Raw genomic sequence first — 13267 nt, 5'->3', positions numbered from 1 at the left:
TAAAGACGGTGCGCATCGAGACGAATGCCGGACCGGCCGAGGTCGAGCTCGAGCAGCCGCGCGGGCCCGCGTTCCTGCTGCTGCTCACGCATGGTGCTGGTGGCGGAGTGGACTCGAAAGACCTTCTCGTGGTGCGTGATTCGGCGCTGCGGTTGGGCGGCGCGGTGGCGCGGGTGGTGCAGCCGTATCGGGTCGCCGGGCGTCGCGCACCTGGTTCGGCGGTCAAGCAGGACGAGGCGTGGCTAGAGATCGTCGCTCGGCTACGCGGCCGCAAGCGCATTCCCCTGATCCAAGGTGGGCGCAGCAATGGGGCGCGGGTCGCCTGCCGCACGGCTGTCGCGGCCGGGGCTCGCGGCGTGCTCGCGCTTTCGTTCCCGCTGCACCCGCCGGGCAAGCCGGAGAACTCCCGCCGGGACGAGCTGGTCGCCCCCGGAGACATCGAGGTGGTGGTCGTCAACGGCGCCAACGACCCGTTCGGCATTCCCGATCCGGCCGACGCCGCCGAAGTGCGGGTCATCCCTGGCCAGCCGCACTCTTTCCGCGCCGGGTTCGATCTCATCGCCGAGACCGTCACCCCGTGGTTGGAGCGCTGGTCCTGAGCCGGCCGGTACCCGCTGCCCAGGTGAGCGTGCGGGGCAGGTCGGGTCGCGGAATCCACGGGGTGGGCACCGCCCCGGCGGCAGGCCGGGGCGCAGCGACCAGCATCGCGTCAGGAGCAGCGGCCGGGCTCTGTTGCCGCCTATTCGGCGGGCCGGGTGGCAATGACCAGCGCGTCGATGGCTTCGCGGGCTTCGGTCGGTCGGTAGACCCGGTCGGCGATGCGCACGCTGATGCGGTGGGCGGCGATCGCGGGGCCGAGGTCGGCGACGATGTCGTCGGGGGTGAAGAGGATGGCGGGTTCTTGGGGGCCGCCGCAGCCGTCGGTGAGGTTGGTGGTGTCGTGGCCGAGGACGAACAAGGTGCCTTCGGGAGCCAGCAGGCCTGCCGCCTTACGGACCACCGCGCGGCGCTGCTCGACGGGCAGGTGTAGGAAGACCATCAGCACCAGCTCGAACGGCCCCGTGACACCCGCCGCGCCCAGGTCGGTGACGTCTGCGCACTGCCAGGTGATCCGACCGCGGACCGAGCGGGACAGTCGTGACGCCACCGTGCGCCCCTTGTCGATGCCCACCTGGGAGTAATCGACCGCGTGCACCTGCCAACCGTGCGTGGCCAGCCATAGGGCGTTGCGGCCCTCACCGCACGCCAAGTCGAGTGCGCGAGGGAACTCCAGCGGTTCGCCGTCAGGTGTGGCGGGCTGCAGCGGCAATCGCCGTTCCAATCCGTAGACATGTTCCACCACGGTGTTGTTCGGCGGTGCGCCCCAGACCAATTCCGTTTGCGCATAGCGCTCGTCCCAATCGGCCGCATCCATAGTCGCGAGTCTATTGACTCAGGGTCGGCGGTCCCCGAGATTGCCAGCGGATGCAACCAACTCCGCTCGTTTGCGAGCGAAGTCAGACCGAACATCCACCCGATCGCCCTTCTCCCGTCCGATTGCTTCCCCAGATTCCTCCCATCCGAGTGGCCCACAGATACCGCCACCAGACAAGACGCCGCCCCCAGCCAAACAGCGAAACACCTGGATCCCGCCTCTACCACCCCACCGCAACCGGCATCGGCCTGACCCCCGTTTTCGAGCGCAGCGAGACCGAGCATTCCCTGTTCGCGGCCCGGCTCGCGTCCGAGCGGCCGCCGCGTCCGCGACGAAGTCGCCAGCGGCGGTCGCTCGGACGCGAGCCATAAGGGGGCCGCGAACACGCAGCGCCGCAGGCGCTGCAAATCAGACACAGCCGCGAACACGCCGCGACGAAGTCGCGGCCAAAAATTACAGCCAGTGCACCGGCGCGGTCTCGCGGACGTGGATCAGCACGTCGAACGCTGCGGCGAGGGATGCCAGCCGGATGTTCGCCTCGGCGTCCGCGGCCGGGTCGTAGACGCCGCTGATGGTGCGTACCTTCGCGGGACCGGCCAGCCAGGCGCGCACCGATTCCGGCGCGTCGGTGTGCAGGTCCAGGTAGTACACGGGCAGCTCGACGGCGCCGAGCGCGGCGTCGACCAGGTCGGGCAGCGGGTCGGGCGCCACGGCCACGCCGAGGTCGCCGTGGTGGAAGCCGATGCCGACCGACACGTATGCGTCGCCGAAGTGGTCGTGCAAATGGCTTCCGGTGCCGCGGAATTCGGCCGGACCGAAAGAGATCGGGAGGTTGGTGGTATGGGCGAGCCCGTCCCAGTAGACGATCTTGGCGCCGGTCGTGCGCTGCCGATTCAGCACTGTCTCGGCGGACGGACGCTCATCGCGGGCGAAGCCCTGGCTCGCGACGCTCTGCCGGTGGAAGTCGAGGATCAGGCGGGCGTGGGCGAGCGCGGTGACGCGTTCCGGCGTGTCCGGCAACGTCTCGAGCAGGGCGACGGCGTCCTCGGCGTGCTCGGCGAACGGTCGTCCGGGGTGGATGCCCTGATGGCGCTGGACGTGCTCGTCGATCTGATGCGCCGTGCGGATCGGTGCGAGGTGCGCCTCGATCGCGGCCGACCGGTCCGGAGCCGTGTCGCGCACGTACGCCAGCACCGCGTCGTAGTCGCTCGGCTCGGCGTGCGGAGGTTCGACGCCGAAGATTCGCACCGGGTCGTCCGGATGGGCCAGGTTGTACGCGCGAATCCAGCGCAGCGTCGCTACCGATTCCTCGGTTCGCCATGGGCGCCACGCACCGGCGAGCACCGTTTCCGGGTCGCCGTCTCCGGCGGTGACGAAACGGTCCCAGCGTTCGCCGGAACGCGCGCTGTCCTGAATCGCCAACGCGCGGAAGCCATACCGTTCGACCAGGGCGCGGAATATCCGCTCGCGCACTCCGAAGGTCTGCCGGGAGAACCGCGTCGACTCGCCGAGCCCGACCACCGTCGCGGCGCCGAGCCGCGCGATCAGTGCGTCGAGGTCCGGGCCGAGAAAGTCGGGGTCGGTGCTGTCGATCGCAATGGCGTTGTCGCGCAGCCAGGCGCGGACGTCGACTGTGGTGGTGAGCATGAAGCCTCCCGAGACGTGAACGATCCAACGCGGTTCAGCCTCATACATCAACCGTTGTTGAGGTCAAGCCGCGTTGGATCGGTGTGGCACGCGCTACAGGGTCGTGCGCATCAGCACGACGTTGTATTGGCTGTGCACCGTCGTGAGGAAGTACAGGTCGCGGCCTGTCTGGTACGGAAAGATCGATGGTGCGTACGCGCTCGGCAATTCTCGCGTGTCGATCAGCACTTCGGGTGCGCTCCACGGGCCGACCGGAGAGGAGGCGCGGCGCATCACCACGGAATTGAACGGGTCGGTGGTGAGCGAAATGAACTGTCCGAGATAGGAGTTGTACATCACCGACAGCTCGCCGACACCCCACATGATGGGTGCCGCGGCGTTCACGTCGTTCTTACGCCAGCGGTCGCCGTCCCAGTATTCGTACTCGCCGAGATTTGCGATGTCCTGCGCGCGGACCCGAGCCACATGAGCGGTGTGATTGCGTCCGGATCGGGTGCCGTATTCGTAGATGTAGGCGCCGTCGGCGAGGAACGCGTTCATCTGGAAGTTGGCGTTTCCGCCCTCGTTCGGGCGGCGGGTTTCCGGTAATTCCGCCCAGGTCTCGCCATTGTCGCCGGAGACGGCCAGCCCGGAGAAGTTGGTGCTCCACCGGCCCACGTCGTCCCAGCTCCGCACCGACATCAAGCTCATGTACTGCGCGCCGTCGACCGCGATGCCCGCGGTGGGAATGCGGCTGATCTCCAGGAAGGGAATCTTCGGGCTGGGAATCAGGTCACGCGCTTGGCCGAGCATGTCGCGGACCACGCTGTCGAAATAGATGCCCTCGGCCGGATGCGTGGTGTGGCTGCGGAGCAGGATATTGCTGCGCCAGGCCCACATGCTGCCCGCGAGCAGATTCGGGAAGCCGAAGCCTGCGGTGTCGCCGAACGCGGTGAGCATTTCGCCGTGCCCGTTGTCCCACATGATGCCCAGGTCGGTCCCGAGAACGTTGTAGTTCTGGGTGTTGTTCGGACTGGCCATACCCGTCACCTGGAATACCGCTCTGCTACGGCCGACCAGATTGGGCAGTCCGGTCGTGCCGTTGAGCACGGGAATCGGGTTGATGGCGTTTGGGTTGGCGATGGCGGGGGTAGTAGCTGGGAAGAGCAAGGCCGAGACACCCGCCAGCGCCGAGAGCAGCAAGGATGCGGTCCTGATCAATGTCTGTGAGCCCTCCGGTTTCTTGCCGAGGGCGGTGCGAAACACAGACGTCCCGCGATACACAGACTCCTTCGCAGTGTGCCTCGCACCGCTGGTTCGACTGGCTGGCAAATCGTGCAAATGGTAGCAGCGGAACCGGCGGGTTCGGGGCTTCTGTCTCACATTGGTTAGCGTAAAGCTATATTGCTGTCATATTGCTGACAGCTTTTCGCACAATTAAGGGGAGCTGGGTGGCACGCTCGACGGCGAAGGTGCGCCGCGGCGAGGCCTGCCAGCTCTTCTCGAAGAGCCGCTTGGCGGCCGCGACAGCGTGCGGCGGTCGGGCCGCGATGCGATCGGCGAGCTTCTCCGCTTCGGCGACCGGATCCGTGACCACCTCGGTGACCAAGCCGATTCTCGCCGCGTAGGCGGCGTCGACGGTGTCCGCGGTCATCGTGAGCATGAGAGCCTTGTCCAAGCCGACCAGCCGGGACAGTGTCGCCGCGCCGGTCATGTCGGGGACGAGGCCGTGCTTGGCCTCCATTACGGAGAACTCCGCGCCGGGGTGGGCGAAACGGACATCCGCGGCGAGTGCGAGTTGGAGTCCGCCGCCGTAGCAGCGCCCGTGAACCGCCGCGATCACCGGGACGGGCAGGCGGCGCCACGCCCAGCACGCCTCTTGGAAGGCGTTCGTGCCACGCCAGGGCAGTGGCACGAAATTGCGCATAATTGCCAGAGGATCGCTGGAGGCCGCCGCAATGTCCAGACCGCTGCTGAAGCTAGGCCCATTGCCGGAAAGGACGACCGCGCGCACTTCGCGGCGACGGGCCACTGTTTTCGCACTAGAAATCAGTCCGCTAATCATGTCGACGGTCAGTCCGTTGTGCTTGTCCGGCCGGTCGAGCGTGACATAAGCCCGCTCGTTCTCGAACCGCAGCGCGATATTGGTATCCATTCTCGAATATTACTAACGAGTCAGTTCTGTCGGAAGCTGTTGTGCTGCGTACTTGCGGGACCCGCATACTGGTCCGGGAGTCGGATACCGACACCACCGCGGCGGCCGGCGGGCGACCCGCTGGGCGAGAACGCCGACGACGCCGTGGATATGTTCACCCCGCTCACCGAGAGGAGCGCCATGACCGACCTGGTAGATGTCGAACGGCGCGATGCGATCACCGTGCTGACGGTCAACCGTCCCGAGGCGCGCAATGCGATCAACCTGGCCACAGCGCAGGCCATCGAGGCCGCCGTCGACGCGTTCGAAGCCGACGCGGCCGCACGCGTGCTCGTGCTCACGGGCGCGGGCGGAACATTCAGCGCCGGAATGGATCTCGTCGCCGCCTCGAAGGGCGAGATGCCGATCACGCAGACCCGCGGTCCGCTCGGCATCACGGCGAAGCCCCCGGCGAAGCCGATGATCTCGGCGGTCGAGGGCTTCGCGCTGGCCGGTGGTTTCGAGCTGGCGCTGTCGGGTGACCTCATCGTCGCCGCGCGGGACGCGCAATTCGGCATCCCGGAAGTCAAGCGCGGTCTGGTCGCCGCGGGCGGTGGCGTGCTGCGGTTGACCCAGCGGCTACCGCGCAGCATGGCCGCCGAACTCGCGCTCACCGGCGGACGGGTCGGCGCCGAACGGCTCTACCAGCTCGGCTTGGTCAACCGGGTCACCGAGCCCGGCGCCGCGCTGTCCGCCGCATTGGAGCTGGCGGGCGAGATCGTCGCGGCCGCACCGCTCGCGGTGGCCGCGAGCAAGCGGATCATCGACGAGTCACCGGATTGGCCGATCGCGGAGGCGTTCGCGAGACAGGGTGAGATCGCCTTGCCCGCGCTGTTCTCCAAGGACGCCGCCGAGGGTGCGCTGGCGTTCGCGCAGAAGCGTGAACCGCAATGGCAGGGACACTGAGAGTGCCGCGCCCGGCGGCCTGGACGCTTACCGCGCCCGACTGATCGTCTCGACCAGGACCTGTGCGCAGGCGGCGGGGTCGTCAGGGAACGGACTGTGGCCGCTGCCGCGCAACGTGACGTGTTCGGCAGTCGGCAGCAACTGACGGGCCCTGCGACTCTGGGTGGCGTAAGTGAGCAGGATGTCGCGGTTACCCCAGGCGATAGTCACCGGAATCTCGGCGAGCGAGCCGATTTCGTACAGCCGTGCGTCGGTGAACGAGGCGAGCGCCTCGTCGAATCCGGTCGCCTCGGCCGCGCCGACAGCGGTTTCCAACGCCACCTGGGCGTCCAGGGCCCAGGGCTTGCCGAAGATCAGCGAGAGGAATACGGTCCGGCCCACGGCGTTTCCGAGCACGAACGGGAGCGTGGGCCGGACCAGACGCGCGAGCGCCTGTGACTTGCCCAGCGACTGTTGGCACCACACGCGACCAGCGGTGTCCCAGAAACCGATCGGCGAAAACGCGGTGACCGAGCGGGCCAGCCCGCGCGCTCCCAGATTCAGCGCGATCAGACCGCCCATCGAATTGCCCGCCAAATGCGGCCGATCGATTCCTTGCGCCGCGAGGAATTCGGTGAACGCGTCGGTGAGGTTGTCGACGGTGGTGTGCGCGAGCGGATTCGATCCACCGAAACCCGGCAGGTCGACTGCGATCACGTCGTACGAAGCGGCGAGGGTGTCGATGATCGGCTCCCATATTTGCCACCGGCTTCCGACGCCGTGTACCAGCACCAGCGGTTCCCCCGCGCCGACCCGGTGATGGTGCAACGTCGTCATGCGCCAACCCTAACAGCGGTCACCAGCCATCAGTTCCAATCCGCCGCGCCGTGCCGCGATACTGTAGCCATCGCTGAGCACCGCGCTTGCTGGGAGAACTGGCCTGGCGCCGGTCCCGGCATGGCCGGTACGATAATTGGTATGGCAACCCGTAAGGTCACCCTCTCGCTCGACGAAGCCGCGTGGTCGTACGCAGAGCAGGCCGCGGCCCGCGCGGGTATGTCGCCCTCGGCGTGGATATCGAAGGCCGCGCGGCGGGAAGCTGTGCGTACCGGCGTCGGTCCGGTCTCGGACGTGACCGCGGAGGCCGCGGCGGACGCGGCAGAGCTGGCGGCCGCGGAGGAGGCGATGCGTGCGTCGGGGTGAACTGTGGATCTACAACCCGCATGGTTCGCCTCGCCGCCGAACGGTCGTGCTGATCAGCAGTGATGGCATCAACGAATCGCCGCGTCCGTGGCTGATCGCCGCCGAGGTGATCGAGGAGGATCCGCAGGACATCCTCGCGGTTCCGGTGCAGGATCACGGCTGGGTACATGCAGGCAATATCGGGCGCATCTTCCGCGGTTGGCTGGCCGAGCGGGTCGACGTGGTGGACCCCGAGACTCTGGAGCGGCTCGACACGGCGTTGCGAGCGGCCATGGACCTGTGAGCACCGGTCACGTAAAGCATTGTCCGGCAAGGTATCCGAGGCTGGGCACGGCGGACGACTACCGCTGGGCGCCGTGGGGCATTATGGTGGCCTCGCCACTGACGGTGGCCAGTCGAGGAAGAGGAGTCAGGTGCGGATCTGCATGATCGCCGCGGCGCTGATCGCGCTGCCGGTGCTCGCGGCATGCGGCAGCGACAAGGACACGGCGGCGGCCACGGTGACGCAGGCCGATCTCGCTCAATCGCTGCAGGACAAAGGCCTCAAGAACAAGCAACTGGCCGACTGCGCCGCGAAGGTGTTCGTCGAGCAGGGTATTTCGCAGGCCGGACTGCGGGTCATGATCAGCGACGAGTACGACGCGAAGTCTCCCAACCAGGAGACGCTGGGGATGACCAAGGAAGACGCGGACAAGGCGCGCGCCGCCAGCGGCCGGATCGCCGGTGAGTGCATGTCTGCGGCGCAGCCGCGCTGATCAGATCGAGGCGGCGTTTTCGGACCTCACAGGGCGACAGTGAGTTCGATCCGGGCGGCCGAACCCGCTTCCAGCCCTTCCGCGATCCGCACCGCCTTCTTCATGGGCAGCACGTAGGTCGCCCGGGACTTGTCCGGAAACAGCGACGTCGACCATCGGCTGTTGCCGACGACCACATGCACCCGCACGGCCCCGAACCCGCCCGCCCGCTGCGCATACCGCTCCTCGATCTCATCGGCCACGTCCTCGGGAAGCGACACGAAATGCCATGCGCTATCCCCGTGGTGCTCCCACACTTCCGCCGTGAACGAGTACTGCGAACCAGCCACGTCGCGACTGTAGCTGGCGGCACCGACTGCAAAACGACTAGGAACGCTCCTGCTCGAGGCCCGGTGTCCCGGGCGGGTGCGTGGCGGCGGGCTTCGCGGTCACGGGTGGGCCTGCTGCCATGCCGCCGAATCGGCCGTACCGGATCATCGGTAGACCCACATGCCGATCGGGCCGGACAACTTCGGACCGCCCGGCTCCGGCTGCCGCGGCCGCCTGTACCAGGGTCATCGCGGTGAGCGCGACCAGTGCGGGTGCCCAACCGTGTGTTCGGGTGTGGAGCACGCCCACCAGGGTTGGTCCCGCGGCGGCCATGGCGAACCCGACCGTCTGGGCCATGGCGGCCAGCGCGGCCGCCTGGCCGATATCACCGGCGCGTTCACTCTGAAATGCCATGGCCATGGCCAGGCACGCCCCAGCTCCTGCACCCAGCAGGAAGATCGCTAGCGGAGCCGAGCTGGGGGCGAGCGCGAGCAGCAGGAACCCTGCGGCATCGAGTACCGAGGCGGCGACCGCAAGCCACCGTTTCGCCGCGGCTGTGCGGGTGAGCCACGGCATCGCGTTGATGACCGCCAAGCCGAGGATCTGGAAGACGAACAGCGACCAGCCGGCGGTCCGCGGCGTCACCCCGTTGTCGTGCAGGATGCTGGGTAGCCAGGCGAGCGTGGTGTAGAACCCCAGCGCCTGTAGACCCATGAAAGCGCTGACCTGCCAGGCCAAGGCCGAACGCCATGGCATCGGCACCCGGCGGACGGTAAGCGGCTCAGCGACGGGTCCGGTCCGAAGCCGCCACACCAGCAACGCGGCGACGGTCAGCAGTGCGGTGGCGGCGAGCGCCTGGCGCCACCCGCCAGGCAGAACATCGGCCAACGGAACGGCGATCCCGGAGGAAACGGCCGCCGCCGCGCACATCGCCGCGACCCAGGCGCCGGTGACCGCTGTGACACGCGCGGAAGAGACGCTGCCGCGGACGATCGCGGGCAGCAGCACATTCGCGAACCCGATCGCCACCGCGATCACCGCCGTCCCGGCGAACAGCCATGTCTGCCCGGGCGTCGAGCGAACCACCAGCCCCACCAGCATCGCGACCAGCGCGAGCCGCACGAGCCGTTCAGGCCCGTGATGCACGGTGCGCAGCACCAGCACCGGGACTACGGCGAAGATCAGCAGCGGCAGCGCTGTGAGCAGCCCCGCGTACGCGCTGGATAGGCCGGTGTCGCCGGTGATGACCGGCATCAGTGGTCCAACGCTGGTCAACGGCGCGCGCAGGGTCGCGCCCACCAGCACGATTCCGAGGTCGATTGGGCCGCCCATCTATCGGCGGGGGATCGGAAAGGTCATGCGGCGAAGTAGCTTGTCGCGCACGACCATTGCGTGGAAAGCGACCGCGCAGATGTGGGCGGTCAGCGCGAGCAGCAGCAGATAGGCGAGCGCGCTGTGCAGGGTCCGCAACGCGGCATAGAGCTGGGGATCGGTCTGCGCGATCGCCGGAACGCGCAGACCTGCGAGGATGTGGATGGGAATACCGGATGCCGAAACCAGTGCCCACCCGACGAGCGGTTGAGCCAAGAACAGCGCGTACATCAGGATCTCGGATCCGGTCGCGACGAGCCGCTCGGGTTTCCGCATAGTTTCGATCTGCGGTGGTGGCCGGCGGCGGATGCGGTAGGCGATGCGGATGACAGCGAGCAGCAGGATGGCGAGCCCGATGGTTTTGTGCCAGGTCAGTAACCGGTTGTAGGCGCCGAGGTAGCCGACCATCGCCGCGCCGATACCGATCATCGCCAGGATCAGGGCTGCCATTGTCCAGTGCAGAATTCGCGCGACAACGCTGAAGCGCGTGGTGTCGACGGTGCGTTCGCGCAGCGTCATCGTCAGACCTCCTTCACCACAACGGCTCCGGTGGGTTTCGTTTCGCCTGCTCGGCGGCGGTACGACTCGGCGTAGGCTGCCGAGCGCGCCTGCAGGAGCGGGTCATCGGAAGGCGCGATGCCGTCGGGCAGCACCAGCGGATCGAAGTTCACGTTCTGCACGTTGTCCGCGGATTCGGTGTGCGCCTGCTCCACCACCACTGCGCCTACCTGCACCTCGCGGCGACCGGGCGGCCACGCCTTGGTGGCGTCATCGGTAGGGTCGACGCCGCGTTCGCCCACCGTCACGACGAGTTTCCAGCGCAGCGGCGCGGCCTGAATGCCGGCGACCAAGCCGTCGAACAGCGCGTTCTCGCCGACGGGTTGGGCGAGCGGAGCGGGATTGTCCGGGACGAGCCGCCAGCGCACCGGTACGGCGTCGCCGTCGGCGTTGGCGAACTCGAAGGCGTTGAGCCCGAAGAATGCCGTCTCCGCGAAGGTCGCTGGAGGCGCGCCTTGTTCGATGATGCTCAGCGCTGCGGCGGTCTTCGGGTGTGCCGCGATGTACCGGCTCATCACGGCGGTGTCGGGCTTGCCGGTGGCCGGATCCGGCGCGAAAGCGAGTGTGCGGTCGTAGAAGTCCTGCGCGGTGGCGTCCAGGAAGACGGGGACGTTGATCATTGCCATCCGCCACTGCTCCCCGCCGGGGAGAAACAGCCGCAACCCCAGTCCACGGGGGGCGGCCGGCACGTCGGGCATGTGCGGGTTGCCGCCCGCGAGGGAGAACCGGCCGTCGAGCCGGTAGCGACCCGGCCGGAACACGGATGCCTTCGACAACTCGACGCCATTGCCGTTGCTGTCGAAGTAACCGGCGACGGCGACGCCTTTGGCGTGGTTACGTCGACAACCGGGGAAGGTGCCGCCCGCGGTGTCCTGCAGGCGATCCACCAGTCTGCGCGCGGTCAGCCGCCACGGCCCGATCACGCTCTCGGTGAACAAGAACCCTCCGATTCCTGCGGCACCGAGCGCGGCGACAGCGGCGCTGCCGAGCAGTGTGCGGCGATTCAGCTGCAAGGAACGCTGGCTTGCCTCGGTCATATTTCTCTTCCTCCGGGTGCGATGCGCCCACGCGGAGCGCGGGCGTAGGAAGGCGGCGTGGCGGCCTCGCCGATCACGGCGGACCCATCGCCTGGAGCCGTTCTATCAGGGCCGAGTCGACGTCGGGCTTATCGGCCAGCAGCATGTCGATCGGGGGTGCGGATGCCGAAGCGATGCGGATGTCGATCACGTAGGGTTCGCCCCCGTCGAGGGCCTTGAACCCCCGCCTGAGCGCGTCGGCGAGTTTCGCGGTCTTGGTCACCACTTCGCCGTCGATGTCGAAGCTCTCGGCGATCTCCGCGAAATCCTGGGCAGGCCGACCCAACCGCAGATACCAGGCGTCGTTGGTCGGCCGCCAGCCGTAGATCTGTTCGATGGCGGACAGACCGGTCATCAGGGTCTTGTACTCGTGGTTGTTCATCACGAGGTACAGGACCGGCAGCGCCAGTTTGCTCGTGGTCCACCATGAATTGGTGTGGAACAGGGCCGAACCATCGCCGACTATGGTCACGACATAGCGGTGCTTGTTTGTGGCAAGACTGATACCTATCGAAGCGGGCAATGAGAACCCGAGGGAGCCGCCTGAGGTGCAGAAGTAGGCATCAGGTGCGTCGTAGGCGATCGCCTTCTGGATCGCCGCCGAGATCGCGAAGTCCTCGTTGATCACGGTCAGTGGCTTCTCCAGCGTCTTTTGCACCTCGGCGAGCACCATCGGCACGACGTAGTCCGGAATAGTCGGCTCGTGCCCGCGTTCGGTGGGTCCCGCCACGAGGAATGCCTCGTCCCGGCGGGCATTGAGCGCGAGAAGGCGTTGATTGCGTTGTGCCGCCGCGGCTTCGTCGTACGCAGAATGATCGATGATGGCGTCGATGATCAGCGGCAGACTGCGCTTGATGTCGCCGAGCACACCCACATCGGCATACGAGTTCTTACCGATTTCCCACGGATCGTTGTGCAGCGTCACTTGTGCGAGCGAGGGCGGGATGATCGGGCCTTTCTCCCACCGGAAGACCAGGATCTGAGCTTGGGAGTTCACGCCGATCTGGAAGATGGCGTCGAAGTCGGCCAGCTGCATGTGCACCCCGTCCTGGGTGGGCACCAGCTCGCCCTGCCAGTGCGGCAGATCGTTCGGGTAGTTCATCCGGCTGGCCTGGTTCTCCGAATAGACCGCGGCGCCGAGCACATTCGACAACCGCTCGATCTCCGGCCACGCATCCGCCTCGCCGACTCCGTCTCCGACGAGCACCACCGGGTTCTTCGCGTGCGCGAGCTGTTGCGCGGCGGCCGCGACACCAGCCGGGTCGGCGGCCACGCCGTGTGCGATGCGTGTGACACGCCCCGGCTGCTGCATGGCAGGCGCTTCGACCAGGAAATTCCATGGCAGCGACACGAATACCGGCCGGAACGGCGGGACCAGGAGTTCTTTGAAGGCACGCTGCAGCACCAGTGGCATCTCGTCGACACTGCGAATCTCATGCGCCCACTTCGTGTACTGCTCGGCCGTGTGGACCAGGTCAGAGGCCAGGATCGGTTCCTGGATCAGCAGCTCGCTGTGCTGCTGTCCGCAGAACACGATGAGCGGGATGTTGGATCGATAGGCATTGAACAGGTTGCCGATGATGTTGGCCGTGCCCGGCGTGATGTGCACGATCGCCGCGCCGGGGCGCCCCGACATCCGCGCGTAGCCCATGGCCGCGCCGAGTGCGATGTTCTCGTGCAGGCACGGTACGTACTCGACACCGTTCTCGGGAATGGTCATTCCGTCGAGCAACGGAATCTCGTGGGTGCCCGGCACACCGAACGCGTACTCGGTACCCACCTCGCGGAGATAGTCGAAAATGATGTCGCGGCCCAGTCTGCGGGGCGGTGTAGATGAACTCATGATCCTTTCGTTTCTGGTAGTTCTGTACCCTGG

At 67.2% G+C, this 13267-nt stretch carries 15 protein-coding genes; 5 read left to right on the top strand and 10 right to left on the bottom strand.

Features of this window, described 5'->3' with window-relative positions:
* Positions 1 to 8 precede the first annotated feature (8 nt).
* Positions 9 to 599 (top strand): alpha/beta hydrolase family protein, encoded by a 591-nt coding sequence (locus tag OHA40_RS14395; protein WP_330233553.1) that lies wholly within the window; start codon positions 9 to 11, stop codon positions 597 to 599.
* 140 nt (positions 600 to 739) lie between these two features.
* Here the strand turns inward: OHA40_RS14395 and OHA40_RS14390 are convergent, their stop codons facing one another.
* The 4 genes from OHA40_RS14390 to OHA40_RS14375 form a co-directional block, all read right to left on the bottom strand.
* Positions 740 to 1414 carry a class I SAM-dependent methyltransferase gene (locus OHA40_RS14390; RefSeq protein ID WP_330233552.1) on the bottom strand — a complete coding sequence of 225 codons (675 nt, stop codon included), beginning with the start codon at positions 1412 to 1414 and terminating at the stop codon, positions 740 to 742.
* Between the two features lie 453 nt (positions 1415 to 1867).
* A complete protein-coding gene (locus OHA40_RS14385) occupies positions 1868 to 3061 on the bottom strand; it encodes an erythromycin esterase family protein (RefSeq protein WP_330233551.1) in 1194 nt (397 codons plus the stop codon).
* Positions 3062 to 3154: 93 nt separating this feature from the next.
* Complete coding sequence (locus OHA40_RS14380) at positions 3155 to 4261, bottom strand: DUF4185 domain-containing protein (RefSeq protein ID WP_330234169.1); 1107 nt, start codon at positions 4259 to 4261, stop codon at positions 3155 to 3157.
* 178 nt (positions 4262 to 4439) lie between these two features.
* Positions 4440 to 5195, bottom strand: a complete 756-nt coding sequence (locus OHA40_RS14375) for a crotonase/enoyl-CoA hydratase family protein (protein ID WP_330233550.1) — start codon at positions 5193 to 5195, stop codon at positions 4440 to 4442.
* A gap of 180 nt (positions 5196 to 5375) precedes the next feature.
* On the opposite strand from OHA40_RS14375, the gene OHA40_RS14370 reads away from it, so the two are divergent.
* The gene (locus OHA40_RS14370; protein ID WP_330233549.1) at positions 5376 to 6140 is read left to right on the top strand and encodes a crotonase/enoyl-CoA hydratase family protein; all 765 of its coding nucleotides are present in this window, start codon (positions 5376 to 5378) and stop codon (positions 6138 to 6140) included.
* A 27-nt stretch (positions 6141 to 6167) separates the two neighbouring features.
* On the opposite strand, the gene OHA40_RS14365 is transcribed toward OHA40_RS14370, so the two are convergent.
* Entirely contained in the window at positions 6168 to 6956 is a 789-nt protein-coding gene (locus tag OHA40_RS14365; protein WP_330233548.1) for an alpha/beta fold hydrolase, read from the bottom strand.
* A gap of 141 nt (positions 6957 to 7097) precedes the next feature.
* Here OHA40_RS14365 and OHA40_RS14360 point away from each other — a divergent pair, with 141 nt between their 5' ends.
* The 3 genes from OHA40_RS14360 to OHA40_RS14350 all read left to right on the top strand — a co-directional run bounded on the left by OHA40_RS14360 (position 7098) and on the right by OHA40_RS14350 (position 8077).
* Positions 7098 to 7322, top strand: coding sequence for a hypothetical protein (locus tag OHA40_RS14360; RefSeq protein WP_063016531.1), 225 nt, complete (start codon positions 7098 to 7100; stop codon positions 7320 to 7322).
* On the top strand, positions 7309 to 7605 hold the full coding sequence (locus OHA40_RS14355; protein WP_330233547.1) for a hypothetical protein: 297 nt from the start codon (positions 7309 to 7311) through the stop codon (positions 7603 to 7605). Before OHA40_RS14360 ends, OHA40_RS14355 begins: the two co-directional genes overlap by 14 nt.
* Positions 7606 to 7747: 142 nt before the next feature.
* Entirely contained in the window at positions 7748 to 8077 is a 330-nt protein-coding gene (locus OHA40_RS14350) for a hypothetical protein (RefSeq protein WP_330233546.1), read from the top strand.
* A 26-nt stretch (positions 8078 to 8103) separates the two neighbouring features.
* Here the strand turns inward: OHA40_RS14350 and OHA40_RS14345 are convergent, their stop codons facing one another.
* The 5 genes from OHA40_RS14345 to OHA40_RS14325 form a co-directional block, all read right to left on the bottom strand.
* Complete coding sequence (locus tag OHA40_RS14345; protein WP_330233545.1) at positions 8104 to 8406, bottom strand: DUF1905 domain-containing protein; 303 nt, start codon at positions 8404 to 8406, stop codon at positions 8104 to 8106.
* Between the two features lie 37 nt (positions 8407 to 8443).
* Positions 8444 to 9718 (bottom strand): MFS transporter, encoded by a 1275-nt coding sequence (locus OHA40_RS14340; protein WP_330233544.1) that lies wholly within the window; start codon positions 9716 to 9718, stop codon positions 8444 to 8446.
* On the bottom strand, positions 9719 to 10276 hold the full coding sequence (locus OHA40_RS14335; RefSeq protein WP_330233543.1) for a cytochrome b: 558 nt from the start codon (positions 10274 to 10276) through the stop codon (positions 9719 to 9721). It lies immediately after the preceding gene.
* A gap of 2 nt (positions 10277 to 10278) precedes the next feature.
* Positions 10279 to 11352 carry a catalase family peroxidase gene (locus OHA40_RS14330; RefSeq protein ID WP_330233542.1) on the bottom strand — a complete coding sequence of 358 codons (1074 nt, stop codon included), beginning with the start codon at positions 11350 to 11352 and terminating at the stop codon, positions 10279 to 10281.
* 73 nt (positions 11353 to 11425) lie between these two features.
* Positions 11426 to 13234, bottom strand: a complete 1809-nt coding sequence (locus OHA40_RS14325; RefSeq protein ID WP_330233541.1) for a thiamine pyrophosphate-binding protein — start codon at positions 13232 to 13234, stop codon at positions 11426 to 11428.
* Between the last annotated feature and the right edge of the window lie 33 nt (positions 13235 to 13267).

It is taken from the genome of Nocardia sp. NBC_00508 (assembly GCF_036346875.1).
Lineage (GTDB): Bacteria > Actinomycetota > Actinomycetes > Mycobacteriales > Mycobacteriaceae > Nocardia.
The sequence above is the reverse complement of the archived record's forward strand: the minus strand, read 5'-3'. Positions and strand labels throughout refer to the sequence as shown.

Coding starts and splice junctions, on each gene's coding strand:
- OHA40_RS14390 (WP_330233552.1), bottom strand. CDS start 1,414: ATGGATGCGGCCGATTGGGACGAGCGCTATGCGCAAACGGAATTGGTC.
- OHA40_RS14385 (WP_330233551.1), bottom strand. CDS start 3,061: ATGCTCACCACCACAGTCGACGTCCGCGCCTGGCTGCGCGACAACGCC.
- OHA40_RS14375 (WP_330233550.1), bottom strand. CDS start 5,195: ATGGATACCAATATCGCGCTGCGGTTCGAGAACGAGCGGGCTTATGTC.
- OHA40_RS14370 (WP_330233549.1), top strand. CDS start 5,376: ATGACCGACCTGGTAGATGTCGAACGGCGCGATGCGATCACCGTGCTG.
- OHA40_RS14365 (WP_330233548.1), bottom strand. CDS start 6,956: ATGACGACGTTGCACCATCACCGGGTCGGCGCGGGGGAACCGCTGGTG.
- OHA40_RS14360 (WP_063016531.1), top strand. CDS start 7,098: ATGGCAACCCGTAAGGTCACCCTCTCGCTCGACGAAGCCGCGTGGTCG.
- OHA40_RS14350 (WP_330233546.1), top strand. CDS start 7,748: ATGATCGCCGCGGCGCTGATCGCGCTGCCGGTGCTCGCGGCATGCGGC.
- OHA40_RS14340 (WP_330233544.1), bottom strand. CDS start 9,718: ATGGGCGGCCCAATCGACCTCGGAATCGTGCTGGTGGGCGCGACCCTG.
- OHA40_RS14335 (WP_330233543.1), bottom strand. CDS start 10,276: ATGACGCTGCGCGAACGCACCGTCGACACCACGCGCTTCAGCGTTGTC.
- OHA40_RS14330 (WP_330233542.1), bottom strand. CDS start 11,352: ATGACCGAGGCAAGCCAGCGTTCCTTGCAGCTGAATCGCCGCACACTG.
- OHA40_RS14325 (WP_330233541.1), bottom strand. CDS start 13,234: ATGAGTTCATCTACACCGCCCCGCAGACTGGGCCGCGACATCATTTTC.